We start from the raw sequence: 23658 nt of genomic DNA on the forward strand, positions 1-23658 counted from the left end.
AACACTAGCCAAATGAACGGGCGGCTGCCGACGCGCGTTTGTCCGGCTGCGCGTTGCCGGTGGTACCATGCCAGCAAATGTCATGGGAGGGGAGCCCGTGCCGATGAAGGCCATCGTTACCGCCGGCGCTGCCGCGCTATTGTGGGGTGTTACGCAGAGTGCGATCGCCGCGCACGCCATTGCCATGTACGGAGAGCCGAAGTACCCGGAGGGTTTCGAGCACTTCGACTACGCCAATCCGGATGCGCCGAAAGGCGGCACGCTACGGCTGGCGAACACGGTGGCTTCGACGTTCGACAGTCTGAATCCGTACATATTGAAGGGCTCGCCGGCGAGCGGACTGGCGCAGGTCTACGATACCCTCACCGTGAGCTCCGACGACGAGCCGTTCACCCACTACGGTCTGGTGGCCGAGGACATCGAGGTTGCCCCCGATCGCAGCTGGGTGCGCTATCGCTTGCGCCCGCAAGCGCGCTTCCACGACGGGCACCCGATTACCGCCGAAGATGTGCTTTTCAGCTTCCGCACCCTCAAGGAAGAAGGCCTCCCCCGGTTCCGCTTCTACTACCGCAACGTCACCCGGGCGGAAGCCGACGGCGAGCACACGGTGACGTTCCATTTCGAAAGCGGCGAGAATCGTGAGCTCCCGTTGATCATGGGCCAGCTTCCGGTGCTGCCGAAACACTACTGGGCCGGCCGTACGTTCAACCAGACCACGCTGGAGCCACCGCTCGGTAGCGGTCCCTACCGGGTCGCGGACGTGGACCCCGGTAGCAGCATCACCTACGAGCGCGTCGAGGATTACTGGGCCAAGGAGCTTGCGGTCAACCGCGGCCGCTACAACTTCGACCGCATTGTCTACGACTACTATCGGGATGCCACCGTCGCCGTGGAGGCGCTCAAGGGGGGTGCTTACGACCTGCGTCAGGAGAATGTGGCCAAGAACTGGGCCAGTGCCTATGACACTCCCGCGCTGCGCCGTGGCGATCTGGTCAAGCAGGAGATCGAGCACAGCATGCCTTACGGGGTACAGGGATGGTTCTTCAACACCCGGCGGGAGAAGTTCCAGGACCCGCGGGTCCGCGAGGCGCTGGCGTATGCGTTCGACTTCCAGTGGACCAATCGTCAGCTCTTCTATGGCGCTTACGAGCGCGTGGACAGCTACTTCGCCAATTCCGAGCTCGCCGCCCAGGGGTTACCGTCGCCGGCGGAGCTGGAGGTGCTGGAGCCGTTGCGCGAGCAACTTCCCGAGCGAGTGTTCACCCAGGACTACGAACCGCCGAGCACGGCAGGCGATGGCGGCCTGCGCGCGAATCTGCGCCGCGCCGTGGAGCTGCTGGGCGAGGCCGGCTGGGCGATCCGTGACGGCCGCATGGTCAACACGGAGACCGGTCAGCCGCTGGCTTTCGAGATCCTCACGGACAGCGCCACCTGGGTTCGCGTTTCCCAGCCGTTCGCGAAGAACCTCGAACGCATCGGCGTGCAGGTGGATGTGCGCCGGGTCGATCCGACTCAGTATCAGAACCGGGTCCAGCAATTCGACTTCGACGTCATCGCCGAACGCGTTCCCCAGACATTGTCGCCCGGTAATGAGCAGCGCGAGTACTGGGGCTGCGAGGCTGCCGACACTCCGGGCAGCGACAACTACGCGGGCATTTGCAGCGAGGCGACCGATACGCTGATCGACAAGGTGATTCACGCCCCCGACCGGGAGACGCTGGTGGCGCGCACGCGCGCGTTGGATCGGGCGCTGCTGTGGGGGTTCTACGTGATACCGCACTGGTACTCCGGGACATTCCGGCTCGTCCACTGGGACAAGTTCGGCCAACCCGAGCGGACGCCGCCTTACGGGCTCGGGCTGGATACCTGGTGGATCGTGCCGGAGAAGGCCGAAGCACTATCCGAGCAGCTACAAGGCTAGTGTTCTGGAACACTAACGGGGAGGCGTCGAAATGACTGAAGAGCTCACCCGCGGCGCGGAGCGTATCGAGCGGCGCGTCCGCGAGCGTGCCGAGGACAGCCGCGTCGCCGTTTTGTCGTTGAAGTGGAACGGTGACGAGGGGCTGCGGCGCGACAGCGAGCTGCAGACGCTTTTCATCGAGGGCATGGAGAAGACCGCCCGTGTCGCGCTGACCAGTGACCAGGTGTGTATGGCGTCCGAGGGTGGCGTCACGCCGGACGTGGATGCGCTGTTCGAAGAAGCGCTGAACAGTATCCACGTACCGGCGAGCCCGCAACCGCCGGAAGGAGGCGCCGGCTGACGGCACGCTGGCTATGCCCGCTTACATCGCGCGACGCCTGCTGCTGATGATCCCGACGCTGTTCGGGATCCTGCTGCTCAATTTCGTGATCGTGCAGTTCGCGCCCGGCGGCCCCGTGCAGCAGGTCATTGCGCAGGTGCGTGGCACCAGCGAGCTGGCGACGAGCCAGTTCGCCGGCAGTGCCGGGGATACCCGGGGTGGCGGGGCGGAACGCAGCGAGTATCGCGGCGCCCAGGGGCTGCCGCCGGAGTTCATCGAGGAGCTCGAGCGCCAGTTCGGTTTTCACCGGCCGGCGCACGAGCGCTTTTTCAAGATGGTAGTGGATTACGCGCAGCTCGATTTCGGTGAAAGCTTCTACCGGGACCGGCGCGTGCTGGATCTCATCGCCGACAAGCTGCCGGTCTCCATTTCCCTCGGATTGTGGACGACGCTGTTCACTTATCTCATCTCGATACCCCTGGGGATCCGCAAGGCGGTGCACGACGGCAGCCGATTCGACGTGTGGACCTCGGCGGTGGTGATCGTGGGCTATGCGGTGCCCGCGTTTCTCTTCGCCATTCTGCTCATCGTGCTCTTCGCCGGCGGGACGTATCTCGACTGGTTTCCGCTGCGCGGGCTCACCTCCGATAACTGGGAGCAGCTCGATTGGCCCGCGCGGATCCTCGACTATTTCTGGCACATCACACTGCCGGTGCTCGCCATGGTGATCGGTGGATTCGCGAGCCTCACCATGCTGACCAAGAACGCCTTTCTCGAGGAGATCCACAAGCAATACGTGCTCACCGCCCGGGCGAAGGGCGTGAGCGAACGCCGCGTGCTCTACGGCCACGTTTTCCGCAACGCCATGCTCGTGGTGATCGCCGGTTTCCCGGCGGCATTCGTGAGCATCCTGTTCACCGGGGCGATGCTCATCGAGGTGATTTTCTCCCTGGACGGCCTCGGCCTGCTTGGCTTCGAGTCGGTGGTCAACCGCGACTACCCGGTGGTGTTCGGCACGCTGTTCATATTCACGCTGCTCGGGCTGGTGCTCAATCTCATCGGTGACCTCACCTACGTGGCCGTAGATCCGCGGATCGACTTCGAAACGCGTGAAGGGTGAGGACCGCAGGAATGAAACACATAGACATATGAAGACCAACGTTCACAACGACCACAGCAATGAACGACTGTATTGCCAGAGTTCGTACGGCGGGCTTCATCCCTGTGACTCATCCGCCTTTGTGGGCCTTCGTGTCGGCGTGTTCGTGCTCCCGTCACGTCCATGCGTAAGCCGCGTTTGAACCCCATCAATCAGCGTCGCTGGACGCAGTTCCGGCGCAATCGCCGGGGCTGGTGGTCGCTGTGGATCTTCCTCGCGTTGTTCGTGTTGAGCCTTGGGGCGGAGCTCGTTGCCAACGACCGGCCGTTGTTCGTCTGGTACGACGGTGCGGCGTATTTCCCGGTGTTCGTGGATTATCCGGAGACCGAGTTCGGTGGTTTTCTGCCCACCCCGGCGGACTACCGGGACGACGCGGTGCGATCGCTCATCGAGGAAGGTGGCTGGATACTCTGGCCGCCGGTGCCATACGACCATCAGACGATCAACTACGATCTCGAAGTGCCGGCACCGGCGCCGCCCAGCGCGCAGAACTGGCTGGGTACCGATGATCAGGGGCGCGACGTGTTGGCGCGGCTGATTTATGGTTTCCGCATTTCGGTGCTCTTCGGGCTCATGCTCACAGTGTCGAGCTCGCTGATCGGCGTTGTCACCGGCGCCGTTCAGGGCTACTTCGGCGGCCTGACCGACCTCTTCGGTCAGCGTTTCATCGAGATCTGGTCCGGATTGCCGGTGCTCTACGTGATCATCATCCTCTCGAGCTTCGTAGAGCCGGGGTTCTGGTGGCTGCTGCTCATTCTGCTGCTGTTCAGCTGGACGCAGCTCGTCGGCGTGGTGCGCGCGGAATTCCTGCGGGTGCGCAACTTCGATTATGTCAAGGCGGCTCGCGCCCTGGGGGTCTCCGATGCCGTGATCATCTGGCGTCATGCCCTGCCCAACGCCATGGTCGCCACCATCACGTTCCTGCCCTTCGTGATGAGCGGGGCAATCACCGCGCTCACGTCGCTGGATTTCCTCGGCTTCGGCATGCCGCCGGGGGCGCCGTCTCTCGGGGAGCTCCTCGCTCAGGGCAAGGCCAATCTGCACGCGCCCTGGCTGGGAATCACGGCATTCGTCGCCCTGGCGGTGATGCTGTCGTTGCTGGTGTTCATCGGTGAGGCGGCACGCGATGCCTTTGATCCGCGCAAGACGTTGCAGGGGGGGATGCATGGCTGAAGCGCCGCTGCTCAGCATCGAGGGCCTGCGGGTCGCGTTTGGCGCCCAACCGGTGGTGCACGGTGTGGACCTCAGCGTGGCAGCCGGCGAGACCCTGGCGATCGTGGGGGAGAGCGGCTCCGGCAAGTCGATCACGGCGTTGTCGGTGCTTCAGCTTCTGCCTTATCCGTACGCCCATCACCCGGCCGGGCGCGTTCGTTTTCGCGGCGAGGACCTGATGGCCGCTCCGGCGGAACGGCTCGCCCGGCTGCGTGGCGGCGACGTGGGCATGATCTTTCAGGAGCCCATGACCTCTCTGAATCCGCTGCACACGGTGGAGAAGCAGATCGCGGAGACATTGCGTCTGCACCAGGGGCTGCAGGGCCGGGCGCTGCGCGAGCGGGTTCTCGAGCTGCTGGCGCTGGTGCGACTGCCGGAACCCGGGCGCATGCGCCGGGCCCATCCGCACGAGCTCTCGGGTGGTCAGCGCCAGCGCGTGATGATTGCCATGGCGCTTGCCAATGATCCCGCGCTGCTGATCGCCGACGAGCCCACGACCGCACTGGATGTCACCATCCAGGCGGAGATTCTCGACTTGCTCGCCGACCTCAAGGCCCGTCTGGGCATGGCCATGCTGTTCATCAGCCATGACCTCAACGTGGTCCGCCGGGTGGCCGACCGCGTGGCCGTGATGCATGACGGCAGAGTAGTGGAGCAGGACGAGGCGCACCGCGTGTTCACGGCCCCCGAGGACACCTATACCCGACGCCTGCTCGCTGCGGAACCCAGCGGTGGCCCACACCCGCTGCGGGGCGATGCACCGCCGGTGGTCGAGGCAGAGGACGTGCGTGTGTGGTTTCCCATCCGCGGCGGCCTGTTGCGGCGGCCCGTGGACTACGTGCGCGCTGTCGACGGGGTCTCGCTCGCCGTGCGTCCGGGGGAGACGCTGGGAATCGTCGGCGAGAGCGGTTCGGGCAAGTCGACGCTCGCTTTCGCGCTGCTGCGGTTGCAGCCGGCACGGGGGCGTATCGTGTTTCTCGGCGATGAGATATCGCGTCTCCGCGCGCGCCGGCTCCGGCCGCTTCGCCGGCGGATGCAGGTGGTCTTTCAGGACCCTTATGGCAGTCTGAGCCCGCGCATGTCGGTGGCGCAGATCGTCGGCGAGGGACTCGGTGTGCACCGTCTGGCGCGAACGAGCGCCGAGCGCGACCGAATGGTCGCGGCTGCTCTGAAGGAGGTGGATCTCGCGCCGGCGCTTGCCGAGCGTTTCCCCCACGAGCTCTCCGGGGGGCAGCGTCAACGCGTCGCGGTGGCACGGGCCATGGTGCTAAAGCCCGACCTGCTGGTGCTCGACGAGCCCACTTCGGCACTGGACCGCACCGTGCAGACCCAGCTCGTCCGGCTGCTGCGCGATCTCCAGACCCGTCATCAGCTGGCATATCTGTTCATCAGCCACGACCTGGCGGTGGTGCGTGCCATGAGCCACCGCATCGTAGTGATGAAGGACGGCCGTGTGGTGGAGGCCGACGACACGGAGGCGCTTTTCGAGCGCCCCGCGCAAGCGTACACACGACGGCTGATCGAGGCGGCTTTTGGGGAGTAGCAAGTAGCAAGTAGCAAGTAGCAAGTAGCAAGTAGCAAGTAGCAAGTAGCAAGTAGCAAGTAGCAAGAATAGAGTGCCCCGTTGGTGGCAACGGTTGGCGGTCGCCGTTTCCGGCTTTCAACTTGCCGCTTTCGACGCTTTCAGCTAGTTGTTGCGACTTCTGGTATCCTCCCGGGCGTCCAACCGACCTCGTGAACGGTAACTCCCAATGGATCCGGTCATCGCGCTGGTGGGCCGCCCCAACGTGGGGAAGTCCACGCTGTTCAATTTCCTCACGCGCACTCGGGACGCCCTGGTCGCCGACTATCCGGGGCTCACCCGCGATCGCCAGTACGGCCTCGGCAAGGTCGGGCCGCGGCCGTATATCGCCGTGGACACCGGCGGCATGGGCGAGGACGACGACGGCGTCCATCTGGGCATGCGCAGCCAGGCCCAGCAGGCCGTGGAGGAGGCGGACGTGGTGCTCTTCCTGGTCGACGGGCGCAGCGGTGTAACCAGCGCCGACGAGGAGCTCGCCACGGCATTGCGGCGTAGCGGCAAGCCTGTGGTGCTGGTGGTCAACAAGACCGACGGTGTGGATGCGCAGGTCGCCCTGACGGAATTCCACGCTCTGGGGCTGGGGGAGCCCCGGGCCATCGCCGCCGCTCATGGCCGCGGTGTCGCCGCGCTCATGGACGACGTCCTGGACGCCGTTCCCGAGCGCGCCGGTGCCGCCGGCGTGCCGTTGCCGCAAGAGGCGGAAGGGGCGATTCGCGTGGCGGTGGTCGGGCGCCCGAACGTGGGCAAGTCCACGCTGGTCAACCGCATGCTCGGCGAGGAGCGGGTGCTCGTCTATGACGAGCCGGGGACCACCCGCGATAGCATTTTCGTGCCCTTCGAGCGCGACGGGACGCCTTATACACTCATCGATACCGCGGGCGTGCGGCGTCGTGCCCGGGTGCGGGAGGCGGTGGAGAAGTTCAGCGCGATCAAGACGCTGCAGGCCGTGGAAGCGGCGAACGTCGTGATCATGGTCATCGATGCCCGGGAGACCGTCTCCGAGCAGGACGCTCACCTGATCGGGCACGTGATCGACGCCGGGCGCGCCCTGGTGCTTGCAGTCAACAAGTGGGACGGCCTCGACGGCGACCAGAAGACGTCAGTGCGGCGCTCGCTGGATGTGAAGCTCGGCTTCCTGGATTTCGCCCGTGTCCATTTCATCTCGGCGTTGCACGGGACAGGTGTCGGCCTGCTCTACGAGGCGATCCAGCGCGCTTATGACGCTGCGATGGCCAATATCGACACCCACCGGCTCAACCAGATTCTCACCGACGCCACCGCCACGCATCAGCCGCCTCTCGTCCAGGGGCGCCGGGTGAAGCTGCGCTATGCCCACCAGGGCGGACGCAATCCGCCGGTGATCGTCATCCACGGCAATCAGACCGGTCGTCTGCCTCATGCCTACCGCCGCTACCTGATGAACGTCTTCCGCCGGGAACTCGATCTGTGGGGCACCCCCCTGCGGATGGAGTTCCGCACGGGCGACAACCCCTATGCGGACAAACCCAATACCCTCAATGCGCGTCAGCAAGCCAGGCGGCGACGCCTGATGCGCCACGTGAAGAAGCAGAAGGCGAAGCGCAAGAAGCGCTGATGGCCTCCGTCCCGCGGTCTCGCGATCGGGGGGGCGGCTCAGGGCGCGATGAGCACCACGGATACGTTGTCCCGGCCACCGTGGCTCAGCGCGGCGGCGACCAGGCGTTCGGCGGTGGCTTCGTCGGCGGTGCCTCGCTCGGTGAGCAGGGCGTGTATCTCCGCATCGCTGAGCTCGCCGGTAAGTCCGTCCGTGCACATCAACAGCAAATCCCGGGGGCGGCAGTCGCCTTCCACCACGTCCGGCACCGGTGGCCGTGTCGAGCCAAGGGCCTGGAGAAGTTGGTGCCGTGCCGGCGAGCGCCTCGCCTGATCGGCAGTGAGCCAGCCCTGGAGGCGGGCATACTCCGCTTCGTTCTGGTCGTGGGTGAGTCGTTCCAGGTGGCCGGCGCGAAGGCGGTAGATGCGTGAATCGCCCACGTGGGCGATGACGAGCCGGGTGTCCGCGATGGCGGCGATCAGCAACGTCGTGCCGAGCCCTGCCGTTTCCGGCACGCGCCGACCGTGGTCGCGAATCGCGTCATCGGCGGCGGCGACGAGCCCGGTCGCGTCGGCATCGCCCCGCGCCAGCCACGTGTGGCCTTCGTCGGTTTCGTGGCGGGCCACGGCCAGGCATGTGTCCACGGCGATGCGGCTCGCCACGTCACCTGCGGGGTGGCCGCCCATGCCATCGGCAATCACGGCCACGCCCAGCTTTTGGTCCCAGTCAATGGTGTCCTCGTTGCGTGCCCGCACGTGACCAACATGGGTTCTACCGGCGATTTCCATGGTGGCCCCCGTTGCTCGGCTGCGCGATGGAACCCCTTGAACGTAGCACATCCATCCCGTCTACACGGCCGGGGAGACGCCTCGCGCGACGCACTGCGCGAGCGCGCCAGCCACCGCATCGACGGCGTCGATGTGGATGTTGCCGATGCTCACGCGCACGGCGTCGGGGCTCTTCAGCCTGAACGGTTGGCCCGCCTGGATGGAGTAGCCGCGTGCGGCCATGCCCTGAACCACGCTGCCCTCGTCGGCGACGGGAATCCAGAGGTTGATGCCGGAGCCGTCGGCTACGCTGATACCGCGTGCTCGCAACGCCTCCACGAGTCGCTGGCGGCGCTCGCGGTAGGCCTGGCGTGCGCGGGCCACGCAGTCCTCCGTGGCGCCGTCGCGCAGCAGCGCGAGCACGAGCTGCTGAATGACGCGACTGACCCAGCGCGGGCCCAGGCGGAACTGCCGGTGCATCCGTGTGACCGTTCGGGCGTCGCCGGTAACCGCAGCCACGCGAAGGTCCGGCCCGAGCGGTTTCGACAGCGACCGAACCAGCAGCCACGGGGCGTCGCTATCCGCGATGGCGGGCGGCGGCGCCGAGGACAGCACTCCCCAATGGTCGTCGAGTACCAGGAGGATGTCCCGGCGCTCGCTCAGCAACTCCTGGATCCGCGCCAGGTGGGCGTTGTCCAGGTTCGCCCCGGTCGGGTTCTGGGCGCGGGGGGTGAGGACGACTGCGGCGGTGTGCCGGTTGAGATGCCCGGCGAGCGCCGCCGGGTCGACACCGTCCGGATACACGGGGGTGGGTACCGGACGCAGGCCGAGCGACCGCAGCAGGGAAATGAGCGGCGGCCATGCCGGATCCTCCACGATCACTTCCGCGCCGGATCGCGTGTGCCCGCGAAGCGCCCGTTCCACGGCATCGAGCGCGCTGTGACAGAGCATCAGCGACCGCGCCGGGATGCCCTCCGCGGTGAAGCGTTCCCGCAACACCGCCATGAGCACCGGATCGTCACCGGGATGGTCGTAACCGGACTGGGTCCAGTTCTGCGCGGTGACGGCCGCGGCCAGCGAGGGCAGCAATGTAGCGTCCACGTTGCCGGAGGCGAGATCGACGGTACCCGGCGGTGGCGTCTCGGGCGCCGCCGCCTGGCCCGTTGTGGCGGCGAGGGCGACGCGCGTGCCCCCGCGGCCCTTGCCGTGCACGAGGCCCCGCTCGCGCAGGCGTGCGTACGCCTGGGCCACCGTATTGCGATTGACGCCGAGGTGGTCAGCGGCTTCGCGCACGCTCGGAAGGCGCATTCCCTGCGACAGCTCACCGTCGAGGATTGCCGCCTCCAGGCTATCGGCGATCTGGACGGCTGTCTTTCCGGTGATGTAGTATTTGTCCATGACAATAGATAATATGACATAGGACATTATGTGTCAAACGTCAGGCGAGGCGCTTCCGCCAGGAGGAACGGCCGCCACCAGTTCCACCGGAAGCCGGGCAATGACTGAACAGCCCGTGCTGGAGGTGACCCTGGATGACCTGCGACTGGGCGGGCTCACGCCCCTCGGTGCCCGCGGTGTACCGAGCGGCATCCGCAAGGGGCCGGTGGCGGCGGCGCGACTGGAAGCCACCGGCCTTGTCGGTGACCACCAGGGTGATACCAGGCACCACGGTGGCGCGGAGAAGGCGCTGCATCACTACGCCCGGGATCACTATGCGGCGTGGCGCCATGAGTTGCCGCTGGGCGCGGGCGAGCTCGCCGCGGCCGGTGCCTTTGGCGAAAACCTGTCCACTGCCGGCGTCACCGAAGAAGACGTTTGCGTGGGTGATGTCTGGGCGGGGGAGATGGTCGTGCTGCAGGTCTCCCAGGCGCGGCAGCCGTGCTGGCGGCTCAATGCCCGCTTCGGGGTTGCCGACATGGCCAGGCGTGTTCAGGCGTCGGGGCGTACCGGCTGGTACTACCGGGTGCTCGAGCCCGGGGACATACGCGCGGGCGAGACGCTTCGGCTGGTGGAGCGCCCGCATCCGCGGTGGCCGCTCGCGCGGCTGATCCGGGTGCTCTATCGCGACCGTCACGATCGTGCGGCACTCGCGGAGATGGCCGATCTCCCGGCCCTGTGCGAGAGCTGGCGCGCGATCGCCCGCAAGCGACTCGACAGCGGCCGGGTGGAGGACTGGTCCCGTCGTTTGACGGGGCAGTGACCGGCCGCAGGCGAGCGACGGATATTCAATCGAGACTGCAGGAGGCAGACCATGAGTCAGGCCGCAACGGCACTTTCGCCGCTACTCACCCAGTCCACGGCGATCCAGGCGAGCCGTGGCGAAGGGTGCTATCTCTACGATGACAACGGTGGGCGCTACTTGGATTTCACCTCCGGGATCGGCGTGCTCAGCACCGGCCATTGCCACCCGGACGTGGTGGCCGCGATCCAGCGTCAGGCAGCGACGTTGATTCACGGTCAGTACGCGATCGTGCGGCACGACAGCCTGATGTCACTGGTGGAGCGTCTGGATGACATCACACCGGCGGGCATCGACTCGTTCTTCATTTCCAATGCCGGTACCGAGGCGGTGGAGGCGGCCATCCGCCTGGTGCGCCAGGCGACGCGCAAGCCCAACATCATCGCTTTCCGCGGTGCGTTCCACGGGCGCACCATGGGATCGCTGTCGCTGACCTCCTCCAACGCGAAAGTGCGCCAGGGCACCCAGCCGATGATGGGGGGTGCCATCGTCGCGCCGTATCCCGATCCGCACTGGTACGGTCTGGACGAAGAGGCGACCGCCGCGTTCTGCCTGCGCGAGTTCGACCAGATCGTGGAGACCTACAGCACGCCCTCGGAAACCGCTGCGGTGATTATCGAGCCGGTGCAGGGCGAGTCCGGCTACGTGCCGGCCCCCGCGGCCTTTCTCAAGGGATTGCGGGAGCGCTGCGATGCCCACGGGCTGGTGCTGATCATCGACGAGGTTCAGTGCGGCAATGGCCGAAGCGGACGTTTCTGGGCACACGAGGCGGCCGGGATCACCCCGGACATTCTGATTACCGCCAAGGGTATCGCCAGCGGCATGCCGCTGTCGGTGATGGGCGCCTCGCGCTCGCTGATGGAGCAGGGGTGGCCCGGGTCGCAGGGCGGAACCTATGGCGGTAATGCCATTGCCTGCGCAGCCGCCGTGGCAACGCTCGACGTGATCGAGCACGAGAATCTGGTGGACAACGCGGCGGCGCGTGGTGCCCAGCTCCGCGCGGGACTCGAGCGCCTGCAGGAGCGCTACCCGGAGTTTGATGACGTTCGCGGCGTCGGGCTGATGCAGGCGGTCCATGTTGTGGACGATAGCGGCCGGCCGGATGGCGAGCGTGTCGGGCGTCTGCTGGCCGCTGCCGAGGAGCGGGGCCTGCTGTTGCTGCGCTGCGGTTCCGCGGGGCAGGTAGTCCGCTGGGTGCCGCCGTTGATCGCCTCCGAGCAGCAGGTTGACGAGGCCTTGGCGAGCTTCGAGGCCGCATGGGAGGCGGTGCGCCGGGACGCCTGAGTGGTTCCGGCCGCCGCAACGCCGACAAAGGAGGTCTCTTCAAGATGGCACAGACGGCTTTCAATACCGCCCGACCGGCGGCATCTCAGGGGCTGGACCCGGAGCTCGCCGCCGCTCTTACCGGTGAGCTCGAGCGCCAGGAGTGCAACATCGAGCTGATCGCATCCGAAAACTACGCCAGCCGCGCGGTGTTGGCCGCGCAGGGCAGCGTACTCACCAACAAGTATGCCGAGGGCTATCCCGGCAAGCGCTACTACGGCGGATGCGAGCACGTGGACGTCGCCGAACGACTCGCCATCGAGCGGGCACAGCGGCTGTTCGACTGTGGCTACGCCAACGTGCAGCCGCACTCCGGGTCGCAGGCCAACGCGGCTGCGTATCTCGCCCTCGCCGCCCCCGGTGCGACTATCATGGGGCTCAGTCTCGATCATGGCGGTCACCTGACCCACGGCGCGAAGCCCAACTTCTCGGGAATGCTCTTCCGGGCCGTGCAGTACGGTGTCGACGACAATGGCCGCATCGATTTCGACCAGGTGCGCGATCTCGCTCGCCGTCATCGCCCGGCAATCGTCACCGCGGGCTTCTCGGCGTACTCGCGCGCCATCGACTGGCGTATCTTTCGCGAGATATGCGACGAGGTCGATGCGTACTTCGTCGTGGACATGGCCCACGTCGCCGGGCTTGTCGCAGCCGGCCTGTATCCGGACCCGTTGCCCCACGCGCATCTCGTCACGACGACGACGCACAAGACCCTGAGGGGCCCGCGGGGCGGACTCGTGTTGGCAGGTGAGGAGAGCGAGATCACCCGGCGGGTGAACTCGCTGCTTTTCCCCGGTCTCCAGGGCGGACCGCAGATGCACGCCATTGCCGGCAAGGCAGCCGCCTTCCACGAGGCGCTTTCGCCGGACTTTCGTGCGTACCAGAGCCAGGTGGTGGCAAACGCCCGTACCATGGCCGGGGTGATTCAGGAGCGTGGCTTCGACGTGGTCTCCGGCGGTACCGATAATCACCTGGTCCTCATGAACGTCGCCGCCGGCGGACTCGATGGGCGCCGCGCCTGCGATCTGCTCGACGAGGGGCGGATAACGGTGAATAAGAACGCCGTTCCCAACGATCCCCTGCCGGTGACCCGCTGCTCCGGCATTCGTATCGGGACACCGGCGATCACCACGCGCGGCTTCCGGGAGACACAAGCGGGAGACGTCGCCAACGGCCTGTGTGACATTCTCGACGCCCCGGACGACCAGTCCGTGCGCCAGCGCGTGGCCGCCGAGATGAACGCCCTGTGCCGGGCGTTTCCCGTTTACGGTTGAGGCTCCTGACCGTGCGAGGCCTGCACCCTGAACGCTGCCGGCAGGGTTTCCCGGACCGTGGCACGAAAGATGTCGGCCAGGCGGTCGGCGGCGTGGGAGTGCATGCTCCCGCGTCGCCATTGCAGTGCGATGGCGCGTGTAAGCGTGGGGCGCTCGAGCGGTATCTGCATGAGCTGGTGGCTGTCGTCCTCGGTAAGCGCGAGCAGGGGCAGAACGGTCGCGAGGTAGTTGCTTCGCGAGACCGTCGCCAACAGTGCCGAGACCGTGTCCGCTTCGAGCTGCGCGCGTACCCGGATGCCGGCCTGGCGTGTGGCGGCGTCCCAGATGCGGCGGGTCACGAACCCCTTGGCGAGGAGTGCCAGCGGGGTGTCGTCGAGGGCGGCGATCTCCAGGCTCTGGTGCTCGGCCAGTCGATGGTCACGCCGGCATATCAGTGTCAACGGCTCACGCAGGACGGGCTCCGTGTCCAGGTCGCGACGACGCGGTGGCTGAAAGCCGATGCCCACGTCCAGGCGCCCTTCCGCCACGCCGTCCTCGATGGCACGACCGGAGAGCTCATGGACGGTGACGTCGATGCCCGGGTGGGCGGCGGTCAGCTCCGCGATGGTGGCCGGCAGCAGGCTCATGTTGAGCGTCTGCACCACGCCAACGCTGACGTGACCGCGTTCCAGGCCGCGCAACGCATCGATGGCGAAGTATGCCTCCCGCAGGTCCTTCTCCACCTCCCGGGCGAAGCGCAGAAGCGTGGTTCCGACTGCTGTCAGCCGAATGGATCGACCTTGCCGTTCGAACACCGGCGCGCCCAGCTCGCGGGACAGCCGGATCATCTGCTGGGAAAGGGCGGGTTGAGTGACGTGGACACGCTCGGCAGCGCGGCCCATGTGTCCGGTTTCGGCGATGGCGATGAGATAGCGGAGTTGGCGAAGATCCATGATTAGCCGTCGTTATCCCTGACGTAGAAATGCATATTGGATGTAATTGTTTTTTACCGCTAGCCTGAAATGCTTCCCGACACGGAGGATGGTCCCCATGCGAGTCCGGATTCTTCAGCACGTTCCCTTCGAGGGGCCGGCTAGTATCGCCCGCTGGGCGGAAGCGCGTGGCGTCACGCTGGAAACGACCCATCTCTATCGCAACGATGCGCTGCCGGACCCCGCGGCGTTCGATGCGCTCATCGTTCTCGGTGGACCCATGGGGGTCCATGATGAGGCCGAGTATCCGTGGATGGGCCCCGAGAAGACGCTGCTGCGGCGCACCCTCGAGGCGGACCGGCCGGTCCTCGGCGTCTGTCTCGGGGCCCAGTTTCTCGCGGACGTGATGGGCGCAGCCGTCCATGGCGCGCCCCATCGCGAAATCGGATGGTACCCGGTCTCGTTCACCGACGAAGCCCTGGCGCTTCCGGGGTTTGCCGATTTCCCCAGCGAGCTGGAGGTCATGCATTGGCACGGCGATACGTTCGAGGTTCCGCAGGGGTGCGTGCCGGTCGGGGCCAGTGCGGGTTGTGCGAACCAGGGGTTCGTTCATAGCCGTCGACCGATCGCCGGCTTCCAGTTCCACATGGAATGGGACCGGGAGACCGCTGCAGCACTCACCGAGAACTGCGTCGACGACCTGGCGCCCGGCCCGTTTACGCAGTCCACCGATGCAATACTGGTCAGCGAGGACCGCTTCGAGGCCATGAACACCTGGATGTTCCGTTTCCTCGATAACTGGTTGCTGGCGCGTTCGCGCGCCGATGCGACGGCTAGCGCCTCCTGATCGCTCCACGCCAGGCGCGGTCGGCATGACCGCGCCTGCCCCCGCCACGCACCCGACGTCTTTCCCCAGGCTGTCAGCCGTTTCTCCATCGCATCCTGCCTCGCTCATCGTTCAAAGTCGTCGGGCGTTGTTGCGTTTCGACGTCGTATTTGCATCGACGGTTCCCTGTCATGGTTTCCGTGACATTTGCATTCCTGGCAAATGTCGACTGAATTCATTATGCACTGTTTCCAATTCGCTGTTGCCGTCTTGCCCATTATTCCGTTCCGGCCCGGCTCGGTGCCTGGGGCGTCGATAGAAAACCATGAACCGCTATTTCAAGGCGATGCCGTGGGGCGTATTCCCCAGGATCTCGTTGATGGTGACATAAACCCCTTGTTTTGTGAGTTGATTATCCAGTTCGCGCTGATCGCTGTTCTGTCCCCGGTTCGATCACTTTCGCTTATCGCTATGACTCGATAACGAATTGGACCATTTTGGTGCACTGTGCACTAATTAGGACCCGCTATGGGGGACAACCAATCGAGGGATGCGACTAATGAGCGTCATGGAACTCAACGACGATACCCACGCGACAATGCCGGTAGGGGGTGGCTCGCTGGACGGCGAGGCATGCCTTTCGATGCTGCGGCAGATGTCATCCCAGTGGTGGCGTCGGGCGCAGGTCAAGGAAGAGGAAATGCCCGTCGAGCTGATGTTCGACCGTACCCGGGATGACTTTTTGCCGGAGCTGTTGCCTTTCAATGAGCATCCGGATTTCTGGGAGGCGCCGCCGGAGTTGCGCAGCCGCGCGCTTTCCTGTGGTTGGATTGCCTATAACGAGAAAACCATTGCCATCGAGAGTCAGATCATCGGGCCGGCGTGTATCGATCTTCTTTACCGCCGCTTGCCTGGCGCCGATGAAGCATCCATTCGTGCTACGGCCAGCGAAACACTGACCGACGAGGCGTATCACATTCTGCTGACGAATAACGCCGTCCGGGCCTGCGAGGACAACCGCGACCTGAGGCTGCGTGAGCTGCCGGAATTCGCGCTGGTTCGGGAAATGGAGCGTGAAATGGCAAGCCATTCCGAAAAATGGCAGCGCCATGTCGTCCAGCTCGCTACGGCGATCGTATCCGAGGTGTTCATCAGCGATTATCTGGCGCAGCTGTCGTCGGCCCGCCACATTCAACCCCTCAACCGGTTAACGGTCGAGGCGCACCGGCGGGACGAGCTGGCCCATAGCAAGATCTTCCGGTCGCTCGCCGCACGCATTTACCACAGCCTCAGCGAGCGGGAAAAGGCGTTTTTCGTCGAGGTGTTGCCCAAGCCCGTTCGCTGGTTCGCGGACCAGGAGCTTGATGTCTGGCAATCCATGCTCGCGCAGATCGACTTCCCGGGGTACGAGGGCATCATTCGCGATTGCCGCAACGTGGCGCAATGGCGGCTGGACAGGCTGGACTACTCCGAGCTCGAGGAACTCGCCGACGAGCTCGGTATCCTCGACTCCCAGCACGGCGTCGACAGCTTCGGTCGGGCCGGGCTTCTGCGCCGATAGGGCCACGGATATCAGGAGGAATCGAATATGACTGAGCCCTATCGCCGCTATATCTGTGAGGATTGTGGCTATATCTATGACGAGCGCCTGGGTGACCCCGCTGCCGGGCTGGCGCCGGGAACGCGTTTCGAGGACATACCCGATGACTGGGTCTGCCCGATCTGCGGGGCACGCAAGGCCGACATGGTTTTGATGCCGGAGGCGCCGGAGGGGACAGCGACGGCGCCTGCCGCGAACCCTGCGGCGGGCGGTGCCGGCACGGACGCCGGCGTGCTCGTGATCGGCGCCGGAATTGCGGGCTGGAGCGTCGCCGAGCGTTTGCGCCGTGCCTGCCCGGATCGCCCGATCACGATGCTGGCTCGTTGCGATGCCGCGTTCTATCACAAGCCGGCGTTGTCGACGGCGTTGCGCAGTGAGCGCGACGGTCGCGAGCTGGCCCGGGTGGATGCTCACGAGCGTGCCGCCGAGCTGGGTATCGAGGTGGTGCCGGATACCGAGCTCGTCGCCATCGACCGGGGGCGCCGCTCGGTGCTCACCGACCGAGGTCGGTTTCCTTACGAACAGCTCGTGCTCTGTCTCGGTGCCGACCAACGCCCGATTGCCTTTCCCGGAGAGCGCCCCGGCATGGTGACGACGGTCAATCACCTCTGGGACTACGAGGCTTTCCGGCAGCGGTTGAATGACGGCGACCACGTGACGCTCGTCGGTGCCGGCCTCATCGGCCTGGAGTTCGCCAATGATCTCGCCTCAGCGGGTTATCACGTCGAGGTCGTCGACAAGGCCCGGGAAGTGCTTTCCGCGCTGCTGCCCCCCGAGCTCGGGGCGCGGTTGCGGCAGCGGCTCGAGCTCGCCGGCGTGTCCTTTCACCTCGGCCGTGAGGTCGAGCGGCTGTCGCCGGCGGGCAATGGCGCCACGGTCGTTCTCGATAGCGACGAGGACTGGACGACGGATGTGGTGCTCGCGGCAACCGGGCTGGTGCCGCGAACCGAGCTCGCACGTAACGCCGGCCTCGATGTGGGTCGTGGAATCGTCGCCGATCGGTGCATGCGCACCTCCGACCCCGATATCTACGCGGTGGGCGATTGTGCTGAGGTGGAAGGGCGTGTGTTCTCGTTCATAGAGCCCATACGTGCCCAGGCGGCCGCGGCAGCGGCGGCGATCGCCGGTAGCGAGGACCGCTTCGAGCCGGTGCCGGGCATGATCCGGGTCAAGACGCCGGCACTGCCACTGGCGGTCTGGCCGGTGGGGTCAGCGGCGGGACAAAGCGTCGTGGAAACGGCGCTCATCGAGGCCGCCGATGAGGGTGACTTCCTGGCGGAGTTCCGTGTTGGCAGCCGCTTGCGCGGATTCGCGGTCGCCGGGCGTTACGTCGAACGGGCCCGGGATCTCGGCGCACGCGTCGCCGCCTGAAGTCAGCACATGCCTCGTCGCGTATCCGTGGCCACCGGTACGGCGGCCACGGATACACGCGAGTCGTCCGGAGAACGGCAGTGCCACGCTGACGGCGCCATACTGCACACGTCATCACCCGGACGGGGAGGCGAATGCCATGGCGGTCAGTGTGTTCGACCTGTTCAAGATCGGCATAGGCCCCTCCAGCTCTCACACCGTCGGCCCGATGAAGGCGGCGCGTCAGTTCCTGTTCCGCTTGTCGGAGGCCGACATCCTCACACAAGCCGCCCGCGTCAAGGCCGAGCTCTACGGGTCGCTCGCGCTCACCGGCCGTGGTCACGGCTCTGATCGCGCCGTGATGCTTGGTCTGGAAGGGGAGCAGCCGGAGACCGTGGATACCGAGCGTGTGGCGGAGCGGGTCGAGCGCATTCGCCGTGACCACCGCATTCACCTGCTTGGCCGGCACCCGGTGCGCTTCCACGAGCGGCGCGATCTGGTGATGCACAAGCGCGGCAGCCTGCCTCACCACCCCAACGGCATGCGCTTCACCGCCTACGACGCGGCAGGCGAAGTGTTGCGCAGCGGTATCTTTTATTCCGTCGGCGGCGGCTTCGTCCTCGATGAGCGTGCCGCCGATGCCGGGGGCATCGTTGCCGATACCACCGAGCAGCCCTATCCCTTCTCAACCGCCGCGGAGCTTCTCGCCCACTGTCGCAGCGAGGGCCTGAACGTAAGCGACATCATGTTCGCGAACGAACGGGTGTGGCGTGGGGACGAGGAGATCCGTGACGGTCTCCGGCGGATCTGGGAGACCATGCAGGCGTGCGTGGAAGCGGGTTGCCGCCGTGAAGGGACGTTGCCCGGGCCATTGCAGGTGCGCCGGCGTGCTCCAGCGGTGTTCCAGCGGCTCACGCGCCGCCCCGAGGTTTCCCTGCAGGATCCACTCTCCGCCCTGGACTGGGTCAACCTCTATGCGCTCGCGGTGAATGAGGAGAACGCCAGTGGCGAGCGCGTCGTCACTGCGCCCACGAACGGCGCCGCCGGCATTATCCCCGCCGTGTTGCACTACTACGATCGGTTCGTGCCCGGTGCGAGCGAGGATGGTGTCATCCGGTTTCTGCTGACCGCGGGCGCGATCGGCCTGCTTTACAAGGAGCGGGCCTCGATCTCCGGCGCCGAGGTGGGCTGTCAGGGAGAGGTCGGCGTGGCCTGTTCCATGGCTGCGGGCGCATTGGCGGAGGTGCGCGGCGGTACGCCGGCACAGGTGGAAAATGCCGCCGAAATCGGCATGGAACACAACCTCGGGCTCACCTGCGACCCGGTCGGGGGGTTGGTGCAAGTCCCCTGTATCGAACGCAATGCCATGGGGGCGATCAAGGCCGTCAATGCCGTGCGCATGGCGCTCGTCGGCGATGGCACCCATTGCGTGTCCCTGGACAAGGTCATCAAGACCATGCGCGATACCGGTGCGGACATGAAAACCAAGTACAAGGAGACGGCCCGTGGCGGGCTCGCGGTCAATGTGATCGAGTGTTGAACCGTGGTCATTCGCGCCCCGGTGGTCGAGAAATCATGTGATGGTCACCGATACTTCTCGTAGTATGGGATCCCGGTTCGCCGTCCACCTGACAGTCAGTCACTCGACGCCACGGAGGGCAGGCGATTGAAAACGGGGCACCATGATCAGTTCACATTCCGCCGGGGGCAGCGGCCCGGGTCTCGACGCTTGCTATGCGCGGGCACTATTCGAGGACTGCGCGGTTGGCATCGCGGAAATCACTGGGGACGGGACGGTTCGCCGGGTCAATACGCGCCTGGCCGCGATGCTTGGTCGAGCGCCGGAGACATGCCACGGTGTTGCGTTCGAGGAGCTGGTAACCCGCCCTGCTCATGACGTCGGCGCCGAGACTCCTGGCGCCGATCGCGTCGCGGTGACCCTACTCGCGTCGGCCGGTGAACGGGTGCCCGGGTGGTGCCGGCGCCTGCCGGTAACCGACGATGGCGGCACAACCGTCGGTTACCTGGCACTGCTGGAGCCGCGGGAGGGACCTCGGCGCGCGGGCGACGACGTCGCCGACCTCTACCGCGAGATTTTCACTCACAACGTCGCTCCCAAGCTGCTGGTCGATCCCGAGAGCGGGCGCATCGCCGATGCCAATGCCGCCGCGGCCACTTTCTATGGTTGGGCGGTGGACGAGTTGATCGGTCGGCATATTGCTTCCATCAACGTGCTTTCGCCAGCGGAGATCCGTACGGAGATGCGCCGGGCCGCGCGTCAGGAACGGCGGTACTTCCGCTTCCGCCATCGTCTGGCCGACGGCCGCCTGCGGGAGGTGGAGGTGTACTCCAGCTCGGTCGTATTGCACGGCCGGCGCTACCTGCTTTCGTTGATACACGATGTCACCGAGCTGCACCGGCAGCGGCGCGCGCTGCGGGTCTACCATGACCTCTTCGAGGCGCTGCCGGTACCCATGTTCCGCAATACACCCGGTTCGCCGGGACGTTTCCTCGCCGTCAATCCGGCGATGGTTGCCCTGTTCCACGCCGAGTCGCGGGAGCAACTCCTCAATACCCCGGTGGCGTCGCTGTATCGCGATCCTCGCCAGGGCCGGCGCGTTAGCGAGATGCTCGACGAGGATGGGCGTGTGGATGGCATGTTGCTGGAGCTGTGCACCCTGCGGGGGGAGCCGTTGTGCGTGCGTCTGACCGCTCAGCGGGTGACGCTGCCCGACGGCGCCGTCGTCTACGACGGCATACTTCGAGACATTACCGCCGAGCGGGCAGCGGAAGGCTTTCGCCGTTCATTGCTGGAAAACCTCGGCGAGGCCGTCTTCGGGGTCGACGAGCACGGTCGATTCACTTTCCTCAATCCCACCGCCAAAGAGGTGCTGGGTGTCGGCGACGATGCGGCGTTACTCGGCGCGGATGTCCATGCCACGATTCACTATCGCGATGGCGAGGGACGACATTATCCCGCGGAGCGCTGCCCGGTCCTGAGCGTGCTGGACACCGGCGAGCCGGTTCGTGAGCACGAGGATTGGTTCCGTCGCAGCGATGGCACGGCCATCCCCGTGCTGGTGTACGCATCGCCGCTCATGGGGGTGAATGGGCGTCAGCACGGCGCTGTGGTCTCGTTCCAGGACATCGGTAAACGCAAACGCGCCGAAACGGCTCGCGACCAGCTCCTGGAGATCCTGGATGCCACGCCGGACATCATCGTGATGCTGGATGCGGATGGATGCATTCTTTATGCAAATCGCAGCGCCCAGGCGCTACGCGGCTACCGGCCGGTGCCGGGTGGCGTTCGCCCGGACGTGCCCCAGGAGCTCGAAGGCAAGCCACTGTTCCGGCCACGGGAGTTCGGGGGCCAACGCTTGTTCCGGCTCGGGGTGTTTCCCGACTGGGCTGCCAACAAGGTTCTGGATCACGGCTTGCCTGCTGCACGGGATACGGGCGTGTGGCAAGGCGAGACAGAATTGCTCGACGTCGAGGGACGCGAGATTCCCGTCTCCCAGGTCATCGTGGCCCACTACGACGATAGTGGTGAAGTCGTTCGCTATTCCACTATTATCCGTGACATATCCGAGCACAAACGGCTCGAGGCGGCATTGGCCGAAGAAGCCACCGTCGATCGCCTCACCGGGTTGTACAACCGCACCCGCTTCGAGACGTCGTTACAGGAGGTGCTCGCGCGATGCCGTCGCTATGGGACCGAAGCGGCGCTGGCGATGTTCGATTTGGACCATTTCAAGCGCGTCAACGACACCTTCGGGCACGCCGTGGGCGATGAGGTGCTCCGTGAGCTAAGCGCCCGGGCGGTGGCGAGCACCCGTGAGGCGGATGTTGTCGCGCGCTGGGGCGGCGAAGAGTTCATGCTCATTCTTCCGGACACGGACCTCGCCGGGGCGCAGCGCATGGGCGAACGCCTGCGTAGGGCGATCGCCGAGGAGCCTTTTGCGGAGGTCGGCCGTGTGACCATCAGCGTGGGCGTTACCGCGCTGTCCGCCGATGACGACGCTGACCGTATTCTGCAGCGCGTCGACGACGCGCTCTATCGAGCCAAACGCCTGGGGCGAAACCGGGTAGTCGTCAACGGGGCACCACACACCGCGGCGTGACCCGCGCGGGCGCCGCTGTAACCGGCTTGCAGCGGTTGCCACGCAGGTGCAATGATGCGGTGCAGTATTCCCGGCGCCGATGGGGGGCAGGGATGGGGCAACCCCTTAGCCAATACCGGAACATTCTCAGCATCGTCGGTGGCATAGTACGCGTGCGCGTACCTGCCGCTCGTGGCGAAGGCGGCGCGGCGGCACGGTTCCGGGACCTCGCCAGCCTGCGCAAGGCCAATGGTGAGATCGTGCTGGCCCAGGTCATCCGCATCGATGGCGACGTCGTCTCCCTGCAGGTTTTCGGCGGGACGGACGGGCTCACCACGCAGGCTTCAGTGGGCTTTCTCGGCCATCCCATGGCCGTGACGTGCTCGCAGAACGTTCTCGGGCGCGTGTTCGGCAGCACCGGGGAGCCGCTGGACCGCGGCCCGGCGCTGACCGAGGACCGCAAGGTCACCATCGGCGGACCGTCGGTGAACCCCATGCGCCGGATCATGCCCAGCCGCATGATCCGCACCGACGTGCCCATGATCGACGTGTTCAACTCTCTGGTGGAGAGCCAGAAGATCCCGATCTTTTCGGTCGCCGGCGAACCCTACAACGCCCTGCTGTCACGCATCGCCATACAGGCGGACGCGGACGTGGTGGTCTTCGGGGGCATGGCGCTGATATTCGACGACTACCACTATTTCCGGAAGCGCTTCCTGGATGCGGGGGTGTTCGCGCACACGGTGATGTTCATCAATCAGGCGTCGGACTCGGTGGTCGAGCGCCTGCTGGTACCGGACATGTGCCTGGCGGTGGCGGAGCGGTTCGCGGTGGAGGAGGGCAAGCGCGTGCTGGTGCTGCTCACCGACATGACCGCCTATGCCGACGCGCTCAAGGAGGTGGGCATCAGCATGGAGCGGGTGCCTTCCAACCGTGGCCACATGGGCGATCTGTACTCGCAGCTTGCGCGCCGTTACGAGAAGGCGTGCGATTTCCGGGGCGCCGGCTCGGTGACGGTGCTCACCGTCACCACCATGCCCGGCGACGATGTCACCCACCCGGTGCCGGACAACACCGGCTACATCACCGAAGGGCAGCTGTATTTGCGCAACGGGCGCATCGACCCTTTCGGCTCGCTGTCGCGGCTGAAACAGCACGTCATCGGTTCGGCGACGCGCGAGGACCATGGACAGCTCATGAATACCATGATCCGCCTGTACGCAGGGGCACAGGATGCCGAGCAAAAGCGTGCCATGGCCTTCGAGCTCTCGACGTTCGACGAGAAGCTCCTGCGTTTCGGCCGATTGTTCGAACAACGATTCATGGACGTGGAGGTTTCCACGCCGTTGGAGCGTGCGCTGGACCAGGGGTGGGAAACGGTGGCGGAGTGCTTCGAACCGGAGGAGCTGGTCATGAAACAAAGCCTCATCGACAAGTACTTTCCGCGCGGCGAACGCCGCGCCGACGCGCCGCCGTCCTAGGGCGGGCGTTGGGCGACGACC

At 65.8% G+C, this 23658-nt stretch carries 18 protein-coding genes; 15 read left to right on the forward strand and 3 right to left on the reverse strand.

Annotated elements, in window-relative coordinates; translation table 11 throughout:
- Nucleotides 1-103: 103 nt before the first annotated feature.
- The 6 genes from ACPEES_RS01835 (at nt 104) to der (ending at nt 7787) form a co-directional block, all read left to right on the forward strand.
- Nucleotides 104-1921, forward strand: coding sequence for an extracellular solute-binding protein (locus ACPEES_RS01835; protein ID WP_435100425.1), 1818 nt, complete (start codon nt 104-106; stop codon nt 1919-1921).
- Between the two features lie 31 nt (nt 1922-1952).
- On the forward strand, nt 1953-2261 hold the full coding sequence (locus ACPEES_RS01840; protein WP_435100428.1) for a hypothetical protein: 309 nt from the start codon (nt 1953-1955) through the stop codon (nt 2259-2261).
- 13 nt (nt 2262-2274) lie between these two features.
- Nucleotides 2275-3360, forward strand: coding sequence for a microcin C ABC transporter permease YejB (locus tag ACPEES_RS01845; RefSeq protein WP_435100431.1), 1086 nt, complete (start codon nt 2275-2277; stop codon nt 3358-3360).
- Nucleotides 3361-3522: 162 nt separating this feature from the next.
- The gene (locus tag ACPEES_RS01850) at nt 3523-4572 is read left to right on the forward strand and encodes an ABC transporter permease (RefSeq protein ID WP_435100434.1); all 1050 of its coding nucleotides are present in this window, start codon (nt 3523-3525) and stop codon (nt 4570-4572) included.
- Complete coding sequence (locus tag ACPEES_RS01855) at nt 4565-6154, forward strand: ABC transporter ATP-binding protein (protein ID WP_435100437.1); 1590 nt, start codon at nt 4565-4567, stop codon at nt 6152-6154. Before ACPEES_RS01850 ends, ACPEES_RS01855 begins: the two co-directional genes overlap by 8 nt.
- 208 nt (nt 6155-6362) lie before the next feature.
- A complete protein-coding gene (gene der, locus ACPEES_RS01860; RefSeq protein WP_435100440.1) occupies nt 6363-7787 on the forward strand; it encodes a ribosome biogenesis GTPase Der in 1425 nt (474 codons plus the stop codon).
- 38 nt (nt 7788-7825) lie between these two features.
- Here der and ACPEES_RS01865 read toward each other — a convergent pair whose 3' ends face one another.
- Together ACPEES_RS01865 and ACPEES_RS01870 are read right to left on the reverse strand one after the other, a co-directional pair.
- Nucleotides 7826-8554, reverse strand: coding sequence for a PP2C family protein-serine/threonine phosphatase (locus tag ACPEES_RS01865; protein ID WP_435100443.1), 729 nt, complete (start codon nt 8552-8554; stop codon nt 7826-7828).
- 60 nt (nt 8555-8614) lie between these two features.
- Complete coding sequence (locus ACPEES_RS01870; RefSeq protein WP_435100446.1) at nt 8615-9931, reverse strand: aminotransferase class I/II-fold pyridoxal phosphate-dependent enzyme; 1317 nt, start codon at nt 9929-9931, stop codon at nt 8615-8617.
- Nucleotides 9932-10031: 100 nt separating this feature from the next.
- On the opposite strand from ACPEES_RS01870, the gene ACPEES_RS01875 reads away from it, so the two are divergent.
- Genes ACPEES_RS01875 through glyA form a run of 3 tightly spaced genes read left to right on the forward strand, consistent with a single transcriptional unit; the run spans nt 10032 to nt 13369 of the window.
- Entirely contained in the window at nt 10032-10733 is a 702-nt protein-coding gene (locus ACPEES_RS01875; protein ID WP_435100449.1) for an MOSC domain-containing protein, read from the forward strand.
- Nucleotides 10734-10784: 51 nt separating this feature from the next.
- A complete protein-coding gene (locus tag ACPEES_RS01880) occupies nt 10785-12056 on the forward strand; it encodes an aspartate aminotransferase family protein (RefSeq protein WP_435100452.1) in 1272 nt (423 codons plus the stop codon).
- A gap of 44 nt (nt 12057-12100) precedes the next feature.
- The gene (gene glyA / locus ACPEES_RS01885; protein WP_435100455.1) at nt 12101-13369 is read left to right on the forward strand and encodes a serine hydroxymethyltransferase; all 1269 of its coding nucleotides are present in this window, start codon (nt 12101-12103) and stop codon (nt 13367-13369) included.
- On the opposite strand, the gene ACPEES_RS01890 is transcribed toward glyA, so the two are convergent.
- Nucleotides 13360-14301, reverse strand: a complete 942-nt coding sequence (locus ACPEES_RS01890; protein ID WP_435100458.1) for a LysR substrate-binding domain-containing protein — start codon at nt 14299-14301, stop codon at nt 13360-13362. The genes glyA and ACPEES_RS01890 overlap by 10 nt on opposite strands.
- 97 nt (nt 14302-14398) lie before the next feature.
- On the opposite strand from ACPEES_RS01890, the gene ACPEES_RS01895 reads away from it, so the two are divergent.
- From ACPEES_RS01895 to ACPEES_RS01920, 6 genes are all read left to right on the forward strand, one after another.
- On the forward strand, nt 14399-15127 hold the full coding sequence (locus ACPEES_RS01895; RefSeq protein WP_435100461.1) for a type 1 glutamine amidotransferase: 729 nt from the start codon (nt 14399-14401) through the stop codon (nt 15125-15127).
- 538 nt (nt 15128-15665) lie between these two features.
- A complete protein-coding gene (locus ACPEES_RS01900; RefSeq protein WP_435100464.1) occupies nt 15666-16667 on the forward strand; it encodes a diiron oxygenase in 1002 nt (333 codons plus the stop codon).
- Nucleotides 16668-16694: 27 nt separating this feature from the next.
- On the forward strand, nt 16695-18077 hold the full coding sequence (locus ACPEES_RS01905) for an FAD-dependent oxidoreductase (RefSeq protein WP_435100467.1): 1383 nt from the start codon (nt 16695-16697) through the stop codon (nt 18075-18077).
- A gap of 139 nt (nt 18078-18216) precedes the next feature.
- Nucleotides 18217-19596: an L-serine ammonia-lyase gene (locus tag ACPEES_RS01910; RefSeq protein ID WP_435100470.1), complete on the forward strand. Its 1380-nt coding sequence runs from the start codon at nt 18217-18219 to the stop codon at nt 19594-19596.
- A gap of 142 nt (nt 19597-19738) precedes the next feature.
- Nucleotides 19739-22177, forward strand: coding sequence for a sensor domain-containing diguanylate cyclase (locus ACPEES_RS01915; RefSeq protein WP_435100473.1), 2439 nt, complete (start codon nt 19739-19741; stop codon nt 22175-22177).
- Between the two features lie 92 nt (nt 22178-22269).
- Complete coding sequence (locus tag ACPEES_RS01920; RefSeq protein ID WP_435100476.1) at nt 22270-23637, forward strand: V-type ATP synthase subunit B; 1368 nt, start codon at nt 22270-22272, stop codon at nt 23635-23637.
- Nucleotides 23638-23658 lie beyond the last annotated feature (21 nt).

Source organism: Arhodomonas sp. AD133 (genome assembly GCF_051195215.1).
Classification (GTDB): domain Bacteria; phylum Pseudomonadota; class Gammaproteobacteria; order Nitrococcales; family Nitrococcaceae; genus Arhodomonas.

What these genes read in the sequence shown, in the direction of transcription:
- ACPEES_RS01835 (WP_435100425.1), top strand. Translation starts at nt 104, where the DNA reads ATGAAGGCCATCGTTACCGCCGGCGCTGCCGCGCTATTGTGGGGTGTT.
- ACPEES_RS01840 (WP_435100428.1), top strand. Translation starts at nt 1,953, where the DNA reads ATGACTGAAGAGCTCACCCGCGGCGCGGAGCGTATCGAGCGGCGCGTC.
- ACPEES_RS01845 (WP_435100431.1), top strand. Translation starts at nt 2,275, where the DNA reads ATGCCCGCTTACATCGCGCGACGCCTGCTGCTGATGATCCCGACGCTG.
- ACPEES_RS01850 (WP_435100434.1), top strand. Translation starts at nt 3,523, where the DNA reads ATGCGTAAGCCGCGTTTGAACCCCATCAATCAGCGTCGCTGGACGCAG.
- ACPEES_RS01855 (WP_435100437.1), top strand. Translation starts at nt 4,565, where the DNA reads ATGGCTGAAGCGCCGCTGCTCAGCATCGAGGGCCTGCGGGTCGCGTTT.
- der (WP_435100440.1), top strand. Translation starts at nt 6,363, where the DNA reads ATGGATCCGGTCATCGCGCTGGTGGGCCGCCCCAACGTGGGGAAGTCC.
- ACPEES_RS01865 (WP_435100443.1), bottom strand. Translation starts at nt 8,554, where the DNA reads ATGGAAATCGCCGGTAGAACCCATGTTGGTCACGTGCGGGCACGCAAC.
- ACPEES_RS01870 (WP_435100446.1), bottom strand. Translation starts at nt 9,931, where the DNA reads ATGGACAAATACTACATCACCGGAAAGACAGCCGTCCAGATCGCCGAT.
- ACPEES_RS01875 (WP_435100449.1), top strand. Translation starts at nt 10,032, where the DNA reads ATGACTGAACAGCCCGTGCTGGAGGTGACCCTGGATGACCTGCGACTG.
- ACPEES_RS01880 (WP_435100452.1), top strand. Translation starts at nt 10,785, where the DNA reads ATGAGTCAGGCCGCAACGGCACTTTCGCCGCTACTCACCCAGTCCACG.
- glyA (WP_435100455.1), top strand. Translation starts at nt 12,101, where the DNA reads ATGGCACAGACGGCTTTCAATACCGCCCGACCGGCGGCATCTCAGGGG.
- ACPEES_RS01890 (WP_435100458.1), bottom strand. Translation starts at nt 14,301, where the DNA reads ATGGATCTTCGCCAACTCCGCTATCTCATCGCCATCGCCGAAACCGGA.
- ACPEES_RS01895 (WP_435100461.1), top strand. Translation starts at nt 14,399, where the DNA reads ATGCGAGTCCGGATTCTTCAGCACGTTCCCTTCGAGGGGCCGGCTAGT.
- ACPEES_RS01900 (WP_435100464.1), top strand. Translation starts at nt 15,666, where the DNA reads ATGAGCGTCATGGAACTCAACGACGATACCCACGCGACAATGCCGGTA.
- ACPEES_RS01905 (WP_435100467.1), top strand. Translation starts at nt 16,695, where the DNA reads ATGACTGAGCCCTATCGCCGCTATATCTGTGAGGATTGTGGCTATATC.
- ACPEES_RS01910 (WP_435100470.1), top strand. Translation starts at nt 18,217, where the DNA reads ATGGCGGTCAGTGTGTTCGACCTGTTCAAGATCGGCATAGGCCCCTCC.
- ACPEES_RS01915 (WP_435100473.1), top strand. Translation starts at nt 19,739, where the DNA reads ATGATCAGTTCACATTCCGCCGGGGGCAGCGGCCCGGGTCTCGACGCT.
- ACPEES_RS01920 (WP_435100476.1), top strand. Translation starts at nt 22,270, where the DNA reads ATGGGGCAACCCCTTAGCCAATACCGGAACATTCTCAGCATCGTCGGT.